The organism is Gluconobacter sp. Dm-62, assembly GCF_018256155.1.
Taxonomy (GTDB): Bacteria; Pseudomonadota; Alphaproteobacteria; order Acetobacterales; family Acetobacteraceae; genus Gluconobacter.
In genome coordinates, this window is record NZ_JAERLY010000001.1 from 208,544 (window position 1) to 225,098 (window position 16,555).

At 57.5% G+C, this 16,555-nt stretch carries 15 protein-coding genes; 10 read left to right on the forward strand and 5 right to left on the reverse strand.

Features of this window, described 5'->3' with window-relative positions; genetic code table 11:
- Nucleotides 1-26: 26 nt before the first annotated feature.
- The 3 genes from JK202_RS00795 to JK202_RS00805 form a co-directional block, all read right to left on the reverse strand.
- Nucleotides 27-1,745 (reverse strand): ABC transporter ATP-binding protein/permease, encoded by a 1,719-nt coding sequence (locus tag JK202_RS00795; protein WP_211557109.1) that lies wholly within the window; start codon nt 1,743-1,745, stop codon nt 27-29.
- Nucleotides 1,732-4,083 carry a TonB-dependent siderophore receptor gene (locus JK202_RS00800; protein WP_249199490.1) on the reverse strand — a complete coding sequence of 784 codons (2,352 nt, stop codon included), beginning with the start codon at nt 4,081-4,083 and terminating at the stop codon, nt 1,732-1,734. The genes JK202_RS00795 and JK202_RS00800 overlap by 14 nt, the downstream gene beginning before the upstream one ends.
- A gap of 154 nt (nt 4,084-4,237) precedes the next feature.
- Complete coding sequence (locus JK202_RS00805; protein WP_211557111.1) at nt 4,238-4,450, reverse strand: heavy-metal-associated domain-containing protein; 213 nt, start codon at nt 4,448-4,450, stop codon at nt 4,238-4,240.
- Between the two features lie 300 nt (nt 4,451-4,750).
- Here JK202_RS00805 and JK202_RS00810 point away from each other — a divergent pair, with 300 nt between their 5' ends.
- The 4 genes from JK202_RS00810 (at nt 4,751) to JK202_RS00825 (ending at nt 8,168) form a co-directional block, all read left to right on the forward strand.
- Nucleotides 4,751-5,143: a hypothetical protein gene (locus JK202_RS00810; protein WP_211557463.1), complete on the forward strand. Its 393-nt coding sequence runs from the start codon at nt 4,751-4,753 to the stop codon at nt 5,141-5,143.
- 87 nt (nt 5,144-5,230) lie between these two features.
- Complete coding sequence (locus JK202_RS00815) at nt 5,231-7,039, forward strand: copper resistance system multicopper oxidase (RefSeq protein ID WP_211557116.1); 1,809 nt, start codon at nt 5,231-5,233, stop codon at nt 7,037-7,039.
- Nucleotides 7,036-7,809, forward strand: a complete 774-nt coding sequence (locus tag JK202_RS00820; RefSeq protein ID WP_211557117.1) for a copper resistance protein B — start codon at nt 7,036-7,038, stop codon at nt 7,807-7,809. Before JK202_RS00815 ends, JK202_RS00820 begins: the two co-directional genes overlap by 4 nt.
- A gap of 41 nt (nt 7,810-7,850) precedes the next feature.
- Entirely contained in the window at nt 7,851-8,168 is a 318-nt protein-coding gene (locus JK202_RS00825; protein ID WP_211557126.1) for a hypothetical protein, read from the forward strand.
- A gap of 13 nt (nt 8,169-8,181) precedes the next feature.
- Here JK202_RS00825 and JK202_RS00830 read toward each other — a convergent pair whose 3' ends face one another.
- Nucleotides 8,182-8,523 (reverse strand): metal-sensitive transcriptional regulator, encoded by a 342-nt coding sequence (locus JK202_RS00830; RefSeq protein WP_249199491.1) that lies wholly within the window; start codon nt 8,521-8,523, stop codon nt 8,182-8,184.
- Nucleotides 8,524-8,932: 409 nt separating this feature from the next.
- Here JK202_RS00830 and JK202_RS00835 point away from each other — a divergent pair, with 409 nt between their 5' ends.
- From JK202_RS00835 to JK202_RS00850, 4 genes are all read left to right on the forward strand, one after another.
- Entirely contained in the window at nt 8,933-9,175 is a 243-nt protein-coding gene (locus tag JK202_RS00835; protein ID WP_211557432.1) for a FeoA family protein, read from the forward strand.
- A 5-nt stretch (nt 9,176-9,180) separates the two neighbouring features.
- Nucleotides 9,181-11,049, forward strand: coding sequence for a ferrous iron transporter B (locus tag JK202_RS00840; protein WP_211557128.1), 1,869 nt, complete (start codon nt 9,181-9,183; stop codon nt 11,047-11,049).
- The gene (locus JK202_RS00845) at nt 11,049-11,237 is read left to right on the forward strand and encodes a hypothetical protein (RefSeq protein WP_211557129.1); all 189 of its coding nucleotides are present in this window, start codon (nt 11,049-11,051) and stop codon (nt 11,235-11,237) included. The genes JK202_RS00840 and JK202_RS00845 overlap by 1 nt, the downstream gene beginning before the upstream one ends.
- A 277-nt stretch (nt 11,238-11,514) precedes the next feature.
- Nucleotides 11,515-12,987 carry a discoidin domain-containing protein gene (locus tag JK202_RS00850; RefSeq protein ID WP_211557137.1) on the forward strand — a complete coding sequence of 491 codons (1,473 nt, stop codon included), beginning with the start codon at nt 11,515-11,517 and terminating at the stop codon, nt 12,985-12,987.
- Nucleotides 12,988-13,256: 269 nt separating this feature from the next.
- On the opposite strand, the gene JK202_RS00855 is transcribed toward JK202_RS00850, so the two are convergent.
- Complete coding sequence (locus tag JK202_RS00855) at nt 13,257-14,855, reverse strand: alkaline phosphatase (protein WP_211557140.1); 1,599 nt, start codon at nt 14,853-14,855, stop codon at nt 13,257-13,259.
- 239 nt (nt 14,856-15,094) lie between these two features.
- Between JK202_RS00855 and JK202_RS00860 the strand changes: the two genes are divergently transcribed.
- Together JK202_RS00860 and JK202_RS00865 are read left to right on the forward strand one after the other, a co-directional pair.
- Entirely contained in the window at nt 15,095-15,568 is a 474-nt protein-coding gene (locus JK202_RS00860) for an RNA polymerase sigma factor (protein WP_211557141.1), read from the forward strand.
- A 12-nt stretch (nt 15,569-15,580) separates the two neighbouring features.
- Nucleotides 15,581-16,498 (forward strand): DUF4880 domain-containing protein, encoded by a 918-nt coding sequence (locus JK202_RS00865; RefSeq protein ID WP_211557144.1) that lies wholly within the window; start codon nt 15,581-15,583, stop codon nt 16,496-16,498.
- Nucleotides 16,499-16,555: the final 57 nt, after the last annotated feature.

Sequence of the window (16,555 nt, forward strand, 5' to 3'; positions counted from 1 at the left end):
ATGCATGAGAAATATACCCCACCACCCTATTTTTCAAGCATGGAAAAGACAGCATTGTCACCGCCCAGAACAATCTCGTGATCGTGGAAGCTCCGCAGCGCTTCATGATGCGCCACACTGATGAATGTGGTACCGGGCAGCGCGGAAAGAAGAGCCTCATAAAGACGGCGCTCATTGGCCTCGTCCAGCGCCGAGGTCGCCTCGTCCAGAAACAGGATCGCAGGGCGGAACAGCAAAGCCCTCGCCACAGCCAGACGCTGCTGCTCGCCCGGGGACAGCACGGCGCCCCAGTCTGCAACTTCGTCCATGCGATGGCCGTATCCCGCCAGATTGACGGCCTCGAGGGCCTGCTGGCAAGCGAGCGCGTCATAACGGTCCGGTGTTGCGGGATAGCTCAACGCCTGACGCAGCGTGCCGGATGGCACATAGCTGCATTGGGGCAGGAACATGGCCTGTCGGATGTTGAAGGACACATCCCCGCTTCCATGCTGCCAAAGCCCGACAAGCGCGCGCAGGAACGTGCTCTTGCCAGACCCGGACGGCCCCCGGACAAGCCAGCGCTCGCCACTTTCGAGCGTCAGGGTGCCAATCCGCGTGATCGGCGTGTTGTCAGGCAGGTTCAGGACAAGATCGCGAATCTGCACGGCAGGTATTTCAGATGCGAAACGCTCGATTCCGCTCCGGGGCTGCTGGCTGACAACCCGCTCGAACTCGCCCAGACGCTGGAGCACCGAACGCAAAGTCGCCAGATCGGCATAGTTGAAAATGAACCATTCCAGACTGATCCGCACCTGCGTGTAGGCGGAATTGATCTGTGAATAGAGCCCGAAGCTCAGGGCATGCGCCATGGCTTTGGGGGCCAGCATCAGCCACAATGGGACCGTTGCGATACCGGTATAGACTTCCCCGATGAAATTAACCCGCCACGTATAGCGCACGACGCTGCGCCAGTTGGTGGCGATATGGCTCAGATAGCCGGACAGCCGCAGATGCTCGGCATTTTCGCCGCCATAAAAAGCGATCTGCTCGGAATTGCGCCGGATATCCATCAGCCCCGCACGCAGATCCGCATCGAAATGCTGCTGCCGGTAATTCGCACCGATCAAGGGCGAACCGAACCGTTCCAGAATCCCCGAGGCCGTCAGCGTCGTGATGACAGCGCCCACGAATAGATAGCCGGGAATCTGAAAATGATGCCCATGCCAGTCGAAGGACAATACCCCCCCGATGTTCCACAGAACCACCGCGAAGGAGAGCAGCGTGGTCACCGCATCAATGGCGTCCAGACCCAGCTTGAGCGTCTGAACCGTCATCTGCGACAGGTCATCCGCGATACGCTGATCGGGGTTATCCGCCCGGTTCGGCCCATGTTCGAGGCGATAATACGCTTCCTGCGACAGATACTGCCGCAGATAGACCCGCGTATTCCACAACCGCCAGCGCATGGACAGGACCTGCGTCAGATAGGTCTGCGTCACATGCACCCCGACGGAGCCAACCGTCACCAGCAGGTAAAGCGGCAGCATCCCGAGACAATGCCCTACCTGGCCGGCGAAGAACACATCGAAAAACCGGTGATACCAGGCCCCGAACCAGACGGCGGACTGAACGTAAAGCACGGACAGCCCGATGGTACCCCCCAGAAGCGACCAGGCCCACCACTTCTCTTCGGATTTCCAGTAGGGAAAGAGGACTTTCCAGTCTGAAAGGGAATGTGGCGGGGTCGTATCGTCAGTAGTTTGCACGAAGTGTGGCCATGAAGCTGCGGGGCGCGGCGGGGAAGTTGAACTGCCAGACGCCGCTGGCGCGCTCGTAATAATACCGGTTGGTCAGGTTTGTTGCGTTCAGCTGCAACTTCAGGTGCTTGTTGATCTTGTAACCGATCATGCTGTCCAGCGTCATGTAGCCGCCCTGAACGGTCGTCGCATAACTGCCGCGCAAATTGCTGTTGGCATCAATCCCTGCACCGAAATTCAGCCCCTTCAGGCGTCCGCTCGGCACGTTATAATGCACCCAGGACTTGAACATGTGGTGCGGAGAAAAGACGCCGCCGAAATCGCTGACTTTCGAGTTCGAGACCTTCGTATCCAGATAGGTATAGCCGATCGAGACATCGAGGCCAGGCAGGATTTCACCATCGATCTGCGCTTCCCAGCCCTGACGGCGGATCGGCCCTGCGGTAATGTAATACTGCGAGTGATCGGGGTCCTGAACCGGCTGGTTCACACTTTCCATCCGGAAAAGCGCAGACGAAATGTTCAGGCGGCCGTGGAAATACTCCGCCTTGAAACCGGTTTCGACCTGATTGCCTTCCTGCGGTGGCAAACCACCGCCGTGATAGACCTGTCGTCCGACCGACGGCGTGAAGATGCTGGAATAACTGGCATACCACGAGATGTTCGGCGTGATCTGGTAGACTGTGCCCAGATAGGGCGTGAGCTGACCATGGATGTTCGACGTGGTCACCCATTCCGTCTTCGGCCCCGGCGGGATATACTGAAGCTTCTCGTAGAACCGCGACACACGGCCGCCGAGGATCAGCGAGAGATGACGGATTACCTCAAGACGAAGCTGTCCGTAAAAACCCCACTGATAGGCATAGTCGTCCGTGCCATCGCCATCATCGTTCTGCTTGTAGTCGACGCAGTTCGCTGCCGGCGCTTTCACGACACCCGTGTTGTTGATGCTGACATTATTGTAAATGGCGTCACAGTTGACGTTGGCATACTGCGTGAGCTGCTCATAAGAATTGTAGTTGAAGCCGAACAGCGCATGATGCGTCCGGTTCAGAAGACGGAAACTGCCCTGCGCATACACATCCGCCGAACGCGACGTGTTCTTGCCCTTCATCCCGATGATACCGGCATCCTGATACTGCAACAGGCCGGTTTTGGCGTCGATTGTCGTCCAGGGCTCGTTATACAGTGTATTGTAGCTCTGGTCATAGAACGTGGCGCGCGCGGTCGCCGACCAGTCGCCCCAGAGTTTCTGGGTGATGGACGCAATCGTCTGCTGCGTCATGTAGTTGCTGTAGCCCCAGTCCTGGCTCGGATTGGCATCACGTCCGCCGAACCACAGGGTCTTCGCCGTTGTGACAGGCAGACCATAATATGGCGCGGTAATATCCTGCTGCTGGGCCGCGTGGGACACGATAAATGTCGTCGTGGGCGTGACATCCCACTCCAGCGCGCCATAGGCCTGCCATTTGCGCGAATGGGCGTATTTATAGAAATAATCATTATCCTGAAACAGGTCGGCGGTCCGGAAACGGAGCGTCTTCGATCTGTTCAGCGGAATGGTCATGTCCACATCGGCGCGGTAATTGTTGAAGCTCCCGACCGTGGCGGAGCCTTCAACCGCGAAATCCCGTCCCGGCTTCTTCGTGACTTCATTGACGACACCACCTGCGCCACCCCCGCCCTGCAACAGGCCGGACGATCCACGCAGCACCTCGATCCGGTCATACATGGACAGGTCAAAAGCCGCGTTGTTCAGCGTGCCGGACGCGTCGGGCGTGCCGTCCACGGATGTCGTGAGCTGGTAGCCGCGGGAATAGTAGTTCGAATTAGCCGTCGAGCCAGGCAGAACGCGGATCCCGTTAATCTGGCGCATGGCGTCCACCATCGTCAGCATGTTGGAATCTTCCATCCGCTGCTGCGTGATAACGGAAACAGACTGCGGCACGTCTTTGAGCGCCACGGGGCTCTTGCCCCAGGCCTCGACGGCGGGCGCCGTATAAGTGTGGTTGGTCCCCAGAACCTGAATATTTTCCGCCTCGGTCCCGTCCACATCCGCTGATGACTGCGCGGTGGCAGGAACCACAGTGGCTACGGGAACTGCAACAGCGGCCTTCGCAGGCTGCGAAACGGGTCTTGTCGCGGTGTGATGTGAGCCGCAATAAGCCGGTCGCAGCGTCCTGTGTCTGGCATGGCAAGCCGACGGATGATCTTTAGTCCGCTCTGCAACCGTGTCGGCCATGGCCGTTGGGCAGACACCCGCCATCAGGCTGCCCCAGATCAGGGCATTATGGGAAATGGCGGGAAGGCTGAGGCGGCGGCGAACTGAAGTGCCCTGCTGTGTCATAGTGTCTGTCCTAGAGAGACATGCCGGCGCCATGCAACATCCTGCGGCCTGAATGCATTCGTGTAGCGGCATGGAGCCGGTGATGAAACGCTCCTGTTCCGAATCTGGCGGATCTAGACTGCCCTGTCTTTTTCAGAAAGAGGCGAGCCGCGCTTCAGGAGGCAACGTCAAATCCGGTATCTTCAACCACGCCTGTGAATGCGGCGGCCGAAACAACAGCCGGATCATAGGACACCGTCACCTTGCCGCCATCGAGCACGATATTGACGTCCTCCACCCCGTTCACGGCCTCAAGAGCACGCTGGAGCTTGCCGGAACAACCGTTGCAGGACATGCCCTCGACCGTCATGTGGGCTGTTTCTGTCATGTTGTGAAATCCTTTGGGAAAGAGAGTTTGTCCCGAAACAGCCTGTCAACATAGGAGGCTGGGGATATGACGCATGAAGCGAACCCTTCTGGCCGCCTTTGCGCGTATTCCCTTTATGTCCATATGCTTCATATACCATACCGGGGTATCTATTTTTCATATTGCCTCCGAAACAGATTCGACAAGCCATTTTTTCAGGCCCCGAAAAATAATCTTTTCCTATCCCCCGGCAGGGTATAGGTTCAGCTCAGATTCGAACGATGAATCGCTCCGTCTCTTACCCTTCTGTGGTGATTTCTGATGATCAGGACACATGCCCGGATCTGGATCGGCCTGCTGGCCTGCCTGCTGATGCAGGTCGGGCTGCTGCTTGGCACGTCCACCGCGCAGGCCAGATCTGAAGCCCCCCGGATGGCCATGGCAATGCACCACATGGCCCATCACCAGAAGACCCCAGACACGGACTGCTGCAAGACATCAGCGTTCCATGCGATCCCCCATCCGCAACAGTCTTCCGAAGGCTGCTGCCATACGCATGTGGTCTCGACCGAACCCATGCTGACGACGGCGTTCATCCATCCTTCCGGCCCGATCCGTGCGGTATCCCGCGCCTTTGCATCCGGGCTGCATGACCGCTTCAGCGGTACGGACTGGATCCCGGCCTCCCCCCCTCCCAGACTCCGCGCAATCTGACACACGCCTGACAGGCGTGGCTCCGTCCTGCTGCCCAAAACGGGCGCTCAGGATCTGATCCTCTGTGATTTTCGCGGATTTCTCATCATGACCTTTCCGTCCCGCATCCGGGACGGCCTGACACGACGGCGTTTTGTGACCGGGATTGGCGCAGGCGGCCTTCTGGCAGGCCTGCCCCGAACCTCAACCGCGCTCTCGGCCCAGGCCTCCCCCATCAGGGCCTCCTCGGGCATCATCCCGCCGATGCCATCCGACCGGTGGGATCTGAAAATCAGCCATACGCGCATCTCTCTCGACGGCAAGACCATGCACGCGCCGACTGCCGGCGGCACGGTACCGGGCCCGATCCTGCGCTTCAAACAAGGCGATACCGTCAGCATCAACGTCACCAACACGCTGAACGAACCCACCTCGATCCACTGGCACGGTATCCGTACGCCCTCGAACATGGACGGCGTACCGGGGCTGAGCTTTGGCGGCATCGCACCGGGCGAAACATTCACCTATCGCTTCAAGCTCCATCAGAGCGGCACCTACTGGTATCACAGCCATTCGGGGATGCAGGAGGCGATGGGCCTGTATGGTGCGATGGTGATCGACCCGCGCCGTCCTGACCCGAACACATGCGACCGCGATTACGTCATTTTCCTCGCCGAATGGACGGATGTCATGCCCCATGACATCGTCAGCAACCTCAAGATGCAGGACGATTATTACGTCTTCCGCCAGCGCACGGCCGCGTCCTTCCCGAAAGAAGCGCGCGAGGCAGGAAGTGCGGGCGCAGCGCTTGCGGACCGTCTGGCCTGGTCGAAAATGCGCATGGCCGCGACCGACATCGCGGACGTCTCGGGCGCGATCTACACCTACACGCTGAACGGCCACGCCCCGGACATGAACTGGAGCGGCCTGTTCAAACCCGGCGATAAAGTGCGCCTGCGCTTTATCAACGGCTCGACCATGACATTCTTCGACGTCCGTATCCCGGGCCTCGAAATGCTGGTCGTGCAGGCGGATGGCAACGATATCGAACCCGTCCCCGTCGATGAATTCCGCATCGGCGTGGCGGAAACCTATGACGTGATCGTTCAGCCTAAGGACGAGCGCGCCTACGCCATTTTCGCCCAGAGCGAAGACCGCACCGGCTACGCAAGAGGCACCCTCGCCCCGCGCGAGGGCATGATCGCTCCCCTGCCGCCGATGGATCCGCGCCCGGTCCGCACCATGGTGGACATGGGCATGGGGAACATGAAGCCCGGCGAAAGCATGAAGGACATGGATATGTCGGGGGACATGTCCGGCATGAAAATGGACGGCGACATGGCCGGAATGGACATGAAGGGCATGGATATGAGCCACATGGCCATGCCGAAGATGGAAGTGGACGATCCCGGACCGCCGCCCATCAACGTCGAAAACCAGATGCGCGCCATGATGCCCATCGACCGCACCGGCAGCCCCGGTGACGGGCTGGAAAATAACGGCCGCCGTGTCCTGAACTACAAACAGCTTCGCGCCACGCGCCCCGGAGCGGATCTACGGCCGCCAACGCGGGAAATCATCCTGCACCTGACCGGCAACATGGAGCGCTATATCTGGGGCATGAACGGCCGGAAGTTCTCGGAATCCGGCCCCATCCGCCTCAAGCTCGGCGAGCGCGTACGCTTTACGCTCATCAACGACACCATGATGGAACATCCGATCCATCTGCACGGTCTGTGGAGCGAGCTGGAAAACGGTCAGGGCGATTACCGCCCCTACAAGCACACCATCATTTCCCAGCCGGGCTCGAAGCTGAGCTATCTCGTGACGGCCGATACCCCCGGTATGTGGGCGTATCACTGCCATCTGATGTACCACATGGATCTGGGCATGTTCCGCACGGTGATCGTGGCATGAAACACGCCCTTTCTCTCATGGTTCTGGCCCTCGCAGCCCTGTCCGGCACGGCCCGTGCCGATCAGCCAACCTATCACGCCGCCGATGCGCCGGAGGCGACCCCCGTCGTCTATATCGGCAACATCAAGCCCGCCATGGATCAGGGCACCTGGCTGCACGGTATCTTCAACCAGCTTGAAGGCCGCTATGCGCCCGGCGGCACCGACTTCCGCTGGGATGGCGAAGCCTGGTTCGGCGGGGACTACAACAAGATCTGGCTCAAATCCGAAGGCACGCTCGAAAAAGGGCGCCTGAGCGATGGCGACCACGAACTGCTCTATACGCGCTCCATCTCGCCCTACTGGAACCTTCAGGGCGGTGTGCGGATGGATCTCGATGACGGTCCGACCCGCACCTGGGGCGCGTTCGGCATCGAAGGTCTGGCGCTGTACGAATTCGAATTCGGGGCCACAGCCTATGTCAGCGACCGCGGACGTTTCGCCGCCCGCATCGAGGGGTCTTACGACTTCCTGCTGACCAACCGCCTGATCCTTCAGCCACAGGCCGAATTCAATCTGTACACGAAATCCGATCCGGGACGTCAGGCTGGCGCCGGACTGTCGGATGTCGATGCCGGTCTGCGCCTGCGATACGAACTCTGGCGGAAATTCGCGCCCTACGTGGCCGTAACCTACTCCGGATATCTCACACAGGCCCGCCGGATCGCCCGTGACCAGCACGACGACACCGGCTCCGTCCGCTTCAGCCTCGGCGTCCGAAGCTGGTTCTGATCATCCATTTTCCATTAAATCAAAACCGAAAGCCCGACATCATGCGCAAGATTTTCGTCGCCCTGACCGCCCTTCTCGCCACCGGCACGGCTTACGCCGATCCGTCCATGCCCGGCATGGACATGAGCCATATGGATATGAGCGGCAAAAGCAGCATGGCCATGCCCTCCGCCAAAGCGCAGGATCCGATGGCCGGGCTGAGCATGGATCAGCAGATGGTCCTGTGCGCGCATCTTGAGACGCTCAGCAAACAGAAGGGGCCCATGACGCCAAAAATGAAGCAGCAGCGCGCGGCCTGTCAGAAAATGGATATGGGCATGATGAACAAGCCTGCACCGGGCGAAACGCTGGACCGCTGAACGCGCGGATTTTTCAGCGCATCATCCGGCGGACGACCTGGAGAAGCTCGTCAATCGCGTCTTCTCCACCGTCTTCCTGCACAGCCCGTCGCACGCAGCCATTGGCGTGGGACGACAGGATCTGGATGGACACACCATCCAGCGCCGACTTGATGGCGGAGATCTGGGTCAGGATGTCAACGCAGTAGCGATCGTTCTCAATCATGTTGAGAATGCCGCCAACCTGCCCCTCGATCCGGCGGACACGGTTCGTCAGGGCCTTTTTGCGAGGCTGCTCGACGCGCCGGCCGTCATCGTCCAGCGGCGTACAGTTCTCGCAGACATCCGCTGCATGTTCTTTATGGGATAGTGCCATTCCAGGATCCGCCCTCTGCCAGACATTCCGAACGTAACATCATGGGTTCATGCCCGCCCATCCGGCGCCCACAGGCCGGTGTATGCCCCCCTGCGACGGGAATTTCCAGTCCAACGATGCATCTGCGTGTTTCGGGATCGGAAAAAAACCGAGTCCCTCCGCAGAAAAAGCACATCCTGTTTCTACACAGCCAGACAGGCCTCTCCTTTCATTCCGAACGCTTCTTCGGCTTCATGCCGCGCCATCGGGGCTTTCATAAAATTTATTATAGAACCGGGATTTGCCTTCAGTCTGAAGGGCTCTTGATGCAAATCATTCTCACTCCTCTTCCCGGACGGGCAGGATGCGCCTATCTAGGTTGAAGGCCGGAGCCTCTGAGCCCGCGCCATCTTACCGGGGTACCGAACTGATGCTGTATCTGGATACACTGCCTATGGGCACACCTGCCGTGATCGAGAAGGTCGAGCAGCGTGCGTCCCTGGATCCGATCGCCACACGACTGGCAGAGCTGGGCTTCGTCCCCGGCGAAGCCGTACAGGTTGTCGCGACGGGACCGATGGGCCGGGATCCGATCGCCGTGCGTCTGGGAACGTCCCGCTTTGCCCTGCGCCGGGGTGAAGCCGCGCGCGTGGGCCTGCGGACTGCTTCCTGACATCCATGAGTTCGACAGCCTCTCCGCAGACGCCCGCCCCGCCTTTGCATATTGCCCTCGTCGGAAATCCGAACTGCGGCAAGACCTCCCTGTTCAACCAGCTGACGGGCAGCCGGCAGAAGGTCGCGAACTATGCGGGCGTGACGGTCGAGCGCAAGGAAGGATTCTTCAACACACCCCATGGCCGGGCGATCCGCGTGCTGGATCTGCCGGGCGCCTACAGCCTTGATTCGACGAGCCCGGACGAGGACGTCACGCGCGATGTCTGTCTGGGACGCCACCGTTCCGAACCCCAGCCCGAAATGCTGGTGGCCGTCATTTCGGCAACCAATCTACGCCTGCATCTGCGCTTCCTGCTGGAACTGAAGCAGCTCGGCCTGCCCGTCATTGTCGCGCTGAACATGATGGACGAGGCCCGGCGCAATGGCCTTCAGATCGACGTGGCCGGTTTGCAGGCCGATCTGGGCATGCCCATCGTCCCCGTCGTCAGTCTCAACCGCGCAGGCGTGGTGCCGCTTCTGCAAGCCCTCGATCTGCCTCTTCCCGCTCCTCCGGCTCCCCTTCCGGCGGGGATCGACCCTCATATGGAAGTGCGGCGGCTTCTGGCGGCGCATGTCGTTGATCCATCCGCGGGAAAAGACCGGCTGACGGACCGTCTGGACCGGCTGTTCCTGCATCCGGTCTGGGGGCCGGTCATTCTTCTGGTCGTGCTGTTCGTCATGTTCCAGACCGTCTTCGCCTGGGCGCAACCGCTCATGGACGGACTGGACAGCGGGATTTCGACCTTCGGGCAGATCGTTCTCAAGCCATTGCCGGACGGTATCCTCCACAGCCTTCTGGCCGATGGTGTGATCGCGGGTGCGGGCACGGTCATCGTGTTCCTGCCGCAGATCCTCATCCTGTTCCTGTGGATCCTCGCCCTTGAGGAATCCGGCTATCTGCCCCGCGCCGCCTTCCTGCTGGACCGGCTGATGGCGCTGGCGGGGCTGAGCGGCCGGTCCTTTATTCCACTGCTGTCGAGCTTCGCCTGCGCCATTCCGGGCATCATGGCGGCCCGGACGATCCAGAACCCGCGGGACCGTCTGGTCACGATCCTCATCGCGCCGCTCATGACGTGCTCGGCGCGTCTGCCGGTCTATACGCTGCTGATCGGCGCGTTCGTGCCGCATCATACGGTGCTCGGGATTTTCGGGCTTCAGGGGCTGGTCCTGTTCGGGCTCTATGCCGTGGCCATCATCAGTGGCGTCATTGCGGCCCGTGTCATGACGCGGGGCGTGAAGTCCGAAGAACACCCGCTGCTGCTCGAACTGCCGCCCTATCGCCGCCCGAACCTCAAGAGCCTCGCGCTCGGACTGTGGCAGCGCGCGGTGATGTTCCTCTCCCGTGTGGGCACGATCATCGTCTCGCTGAACGTGCTGCTCTGGGCGCTGTCGAGCTTCCCGCTGCCGCCCGCAGGCGCTCCGGGTGCGGCCATCGATTACAGTCTGGCCGGGCGCATCGGCCATCTGATGCAGTGGGTCTTCGCGCCCATCGGCTTCAACTGGCAGATCTGCGTCTCGCTGATCCCGGGCCTTGCGGCGCGTGAAGTGGCCGTCAGTTCACTGGCCACCGTCTATGCCATCGGGGCCACGAATGACGGCGCGGCCGACAAGCTCCTGCCGCTGCTCTCGACGCAGTGGAGCATGGCCACAGCATTCTCGCTGCTGGCATGGTATGTCTATGCGCCGCAATGCATTTCCACGCTGGCTGTCATGCGGCGGGAAACCGGGTCCATCAGAACCGTTCTATGGGCTGCGGCGTATCTGTTCGGGCTGGCCTATCTGGCGGCGTTCCTGACCTATCACATCACCCGCGCCATTACGGGAGTTCCCTGATGATCGAAGTTGCTGTTGCCCTGCTGATCGTCTGCGCTGCCGCCATTTACTGGTATGCGCGGCTCTTCCCCCAGGGCTGGGGCCGCCTGCGCACGGCCGTGGGTCTCTCCGCACCGCGGCCCACCATTGGCAAGGGCTGCGGCGGCTGCTCGGGCTGTGACCGGTCCGGCAAAGGCGGCTGCCACTAACCAGATTTTCGACTTCGAATTTGATCAAGTGACCGTCCTGTATAAACAACAGAAACCATGATTAAAGAACGGAATTATTGTCGAGATAATTCACATAAATACTTTTTAAATTTCAAGATTAAGAGATCAGTAACTTATTTTTCAATAAAAGCCGTCAAATTTCTGATCTGAAATTTCATCTATTTTCGTTTTTCCAGATTATTTTAATCTGATTTGCGTTAGGCTAAAAACAGCCATATTCTGCAAGAAAACAAAAATTAGATTTGGAGAAATAGGAATGATATTTCGCATTAGCGGTTTGGGTAACTTGGGAAACCGAATGATGCAATATATATCTGCATCATATTTTATAAAATTTTTCCCGGATTCTTCTCTTGCAAACGTATATTTGCCTGAATGGGGGATAGAACACAGAGATGTTTCTAATGAAGACTTAAATACACTTAAAATAATGGAAATAGATGATTCATTCAGAAGCGCTTCGGAAATTGTTGATAAGATTAAAAACGAGAATCCAGATGTAGTCTACTTTACAGAATACCTGCAGAAATTTTTTCTATTTGGAGACTTGGAATTCTGGAGGAAAAAATTCACAAACAAAGAAAAAGTCAATATAAATTTTTCGGAAAACGAAATTGTAATAAATATTAGAACAAATGAATTGATGAGAGGTCTATGGCAATATCCTATATTACCTGTTGAATTTATAAAGAAAGTTGTTCGGGAAACAAAATTAGACCCCATATTTGTGGGACAGATCGAAGAAAATGCTTATTGTAATGAGTTAAAAGAACTATTTCCCAATGCAAAGTTCATCCACCACGTATCACCTCTTTTTGATTTCGAAGTATTAAGAAGGGCAAAAAATTCACTTGTAGCCATTAGCACATTTTCGTTTTTAGCAAATTGGCTTTCGGAGTCTTCTAAAATTATACTCCCTATATATGGTTTTTTTAACTTTCCTGCCTCAAATGGAACAATAGATCTTCTACCTATTGGCGACAAAAGGTTCGGTTTTTATTTATTGCCATTTATTGGTGGCCTATCTGAAGCAAAAATGAAAATGATTTCCAAGGAAATTACCATAAAATCCTGTCTGATTTCTGAAAAAGAGCTAATAGATATCAAGTCACGCTTTCTAAGCCATATAGAGCGAAATGATCCAGTTTTTGTGCATCCAGAGTGGTATCTCAGCAAATATCTTGATGCTGCCATGGATATAGCCAAGGGGTATTATTTAAATGCCAAAGACCATTTTCTAAAAAAGGGCATTTGGGAAGGCAGAATACCTGATATCCCCAAAAACGAAGATAAAAAAAATATATCTATAGATAAATCAGCCATTATTAGCTCAATTTCGGAATATAGCACAGGAAAAACAAGAGAAGACCAAGGAAAAAGCTCTATAGATTCTAGCTATGTGGAAAATTATTCTTTTCATACGCAAAAAGAATATCACCCTTGGCTAGAAATAGATCTGGAAAGAGATTATAGCATATGTCGAATAGAAGTTTACAATAGAGACTGCGATCAAATGGTTAAGGAACGATGCATACCATTACACATATATAGCTCAAAAGATAAAATAAACTGGCATTTAGTGCATATAGAGTCAAAATTATTTGGTGGAAATTATAACGACCATTTAAATATTGGCGTATACCCGAATATACAAGCTCGATTTATAAAATTTACCACTCCAAAAGATGATTGTCTCCATCTTAAAAAAGTACATATTTATGGGGAATAATTATATTATCTGATATCAAATCAAAAACCTATAAACGGTATTCTTGGCTAATATCTGGCGCGGTGTGCGCCAGATTATGGCTTCACTCCAAGTTGATTACCAAGCCCGCTTGGATAGGATGGGTAATCAATATCCTTCCTTAATGAAATCCAATAGTCTACTGTCTACTTCCCCTGCCCATACCGACGATAAAACGATCATATTGATTCTGAAAGTACAGAGGGAGAGCAGAGAAGTAGCTTTTTTCGGCTAATAGAGTATTTTCTGCTTCAGGCCTTCTGAAGTCCCGGATTGCCGCGCTCGACGGCGAAGCTGGCATAGGTCGACAGCGCACCGTCCCGCACCATGACGCGGTCGATGATCTTCAGATCGGCATGCCAGACTTCCGGCCCGACATCACACAGAACATAACCGCGCTTGTCCATCGTGGCTTTCAGATGCGGATTCAGACTGCGGGCGATCCGGCTGAAATGATCGTCATCGCCCAGCCCGTCCGCGCCCGATGAAATGGACGTCGCCAGAAACTCGACCGAAACCGGCTTGCCCCGGCCCGGTTCGAGCAGCAGGTCTCCGGCGAAATGCCGGTGCGCGTCCCCCGTCACGTTGACCACATTGCCGGGGCAATGCGTGTCGATGAAGTCCAGCAGGCGCTTGCGGCTGTAAAGATAGCCCGACCACTGATCCATGCTGTAAACCAGCTCGGAATGGGCGGATTTGCGATGCGCCAGATCCATGAGCATGACCTGATGCGCCAGCAGGTTCCACTTCGCGTTCGACTGTCCCAGACCATCGAACAGCCATTCTTCCTGCTGCGCGCCCATCATGCTGCGCTCGGGCGACCAGACATCTTTGCCCTGCGCCGCATTCGTGTCGCCATAAGCCTGATCGCTGCGATACTGGCGCGTATCCAGCACGAACATGTTCATCAGATCACCGAAGCGGAAGCTGCGATAAAGCTGCATGTGGCTGCCATCGGGAATGGATGTCGCCCGCAGCGGCATGTTCTCGTAATAGGCCTGTAGCCCCGACGCCCGGCGCAGACGGAAAATCTCCGGCGGCGTGCCGTCCTGATCGGTATCCCCGGCCCAGTTGTTGTCGATCTCGTGGTCGTCAAAGCTGACGATCCAGGACGTCGCCGCATGGGCGGCCTGAAGATCCGGGTCCATTTTATACTGGGCATAACGGCGGCGATATTCGTCCAGCGAATAACATTCCGGCCCGACATGGCGGCGCAGGACATGGGCTTTCTGGCCGTCGATGTCGCGCAGATGATCCCCGCTGTCCGGGCCTTCGTAAATGTAATCGCCATAGTGAAACACGAAGTCGATCGGCTCGTTCGCGATGGCACGCCAGGCGGTATAGTAGCCATATTCGTAATGCTGACAGCCCGCCACTGCAAAGCGCACGCGCGACAGAGGCGCACCCGGCAGCGGGAGCGTGCGGCCTCGTCCGACAGGACTTGCATAGCCCGCGATATGGAAGCGGTACCAGTACGGACGGTCCGGTTTCAGCCCCGCCACCTCGACATGAACCGAATGGGCCAGCTCGGGATGCGCCAGCGTCTGTCCGCTCTGCACGGGTTTCGAGAAATTCTCATTCTCGCTAATTTCCCAGTTCACCAGAACCGGCTTGAGGACGTCCATCCCGCCCGCCTCTTCCAGCGGGTCCGGCGCCAGTCGCGTCCAGAGCACCAGCCCGTCGGACGCCGGATCGCCGGACGCCACGCCGAGCTGGAACGGGGAGGCTTTGAAGCTCGGGTTCTTTTCCAGATCGCGCGGAACGGCCGCACGCAGGGCACGGACCCGCGTGGACAGGAGGAGACCCGCGCCAAGGCCGGTCAGCAGGCTTCTACGTTTCATGAACACCATGCAGCAGTTCTTTCCTACAGAGCCCGGTTCGCAGCGGAACCGGGCTCCCAGAGGTCTTGGGACACACGCCCTCCGATCTGTGGACACATGGCAAAGGGTTTTGCCCACTCCCCGAAGCGGCATTTCATGAAACTGTCACGAATGAGCGCGCGCGAATTCCCTAAACGCTGATCCGCCGCCGCTCGGACAAACTCCCCGGCGCGGCTGTGATTCGGAAACGTCCAGCAACGGGAACATGGATGCGCTGTCAGCAGGAATGGTTGCGTCTTTATCGCAGGGTGCGTTCCCGGACCCGCCGGGATGATGCGGATGATCATCTTCAGAACGCGTTCATGAGCTATTTCGAGCGCCCTGAAGGCAGCGTGCAGCATCAGGACGCCTATATCACCCGCAGCGCCATCAATTCTTCGCTCAACGCGATCCGCCGCGAGCAGCAGGGATGCGTTCAGGCGGCGGAAGGGTTCGAGACGCTCCTCGACACCCCGGACCCCGCGCCGTCACAGGAACAGATTTATGAATCGAGCCAGAAGCTCGCACATTTTCATGCGGGCTGCGAACAGCTTCCGGACAGGACCCGTCAGATCTTTCTGATGAACCGTGTTGAAAAAATGAAGTACAGCCATATTGCGCAATCACTGACGATCAGTGAAAGCAGTGTTGAAAAACATATCGCAAAGGCGCTGGTCTTCCTTTCAACATGGATGGACCGCTGAAATACCGATCTGATGGATGTCATCAAAACCCGCGCGGCAGAATGGATTGCGCGCCTGCATGCCGGGGACTGCACGCCCCGCGATCATGACAGGTTCCGGGACTGGCTGACGAGCGACCCCCGGAACGGTCCGGTCTTCGAACACATGACCGAACTGTGGGAGCTGTCCGGCGGCCTTTCCCGCCCCGCACCCGTGAGCATCCCCACCCGTGCGACCCGAGGCCCCGCGCTCAGCCGCCGCCATGCGCTGGCCGGACTGGTTGCGACCGTCTTTCTCGCAGCGCCGCCCTGGGAAGGCGCGCATGCCAGCCGGATCGAGGAGACGGGCACCGGCAGCATCCGCGATATCCACATCACGCCCCGCACCCATTGCCGCCTCGACACCCAGACGCGCCTTGTTGTGGGGCTTAACGGACAGCAGGCAAGGCTCTGTCACGGACAGGTCATGCTCTCGACCACCGGTCCGGACCCGTTCCATCTGTCCGCCGATGGCATGACCGTGCAGCTTCACGACCAGACGGCGGCCGATATCCGGATCAACCGGGGCGATACGGAAGTCACGGCCGTCCGGGGCAAGATATTTTTGACTGCTGTGGCCCTGCGCGCGGCCGGACGCTGGGTCATGCCCGGACAGCGCCTGCGGATGTACCGCAATGGGGGCTGGAACATCGACTATCCGGATCTGGAAACGCTGTTGGCCTGGCAGGGCGGCGAGCTTGTGTTCCGCAATCAGCCGCTTGTGGACGTCATTCAGGAAATCAACCGCTATACCTCACGGCAGATCGTGCTGTCCGCGCCGCGTCTGGCGTCGCAGCGTCTGAGCGGCGTTTATCACGTGCGGCAGGGGGACGCGTTTTTGCAGATGCTCCCCCGTCTGCTACCGCTGCGGATCCGGCCCGCGCATAATGCTTACGAAATCGTTGCTTTGTGACGTTTCGATGAAAACCGCTGCATCACGCTGAGGTTTTCGCTTTTTCATCTGTCTTCC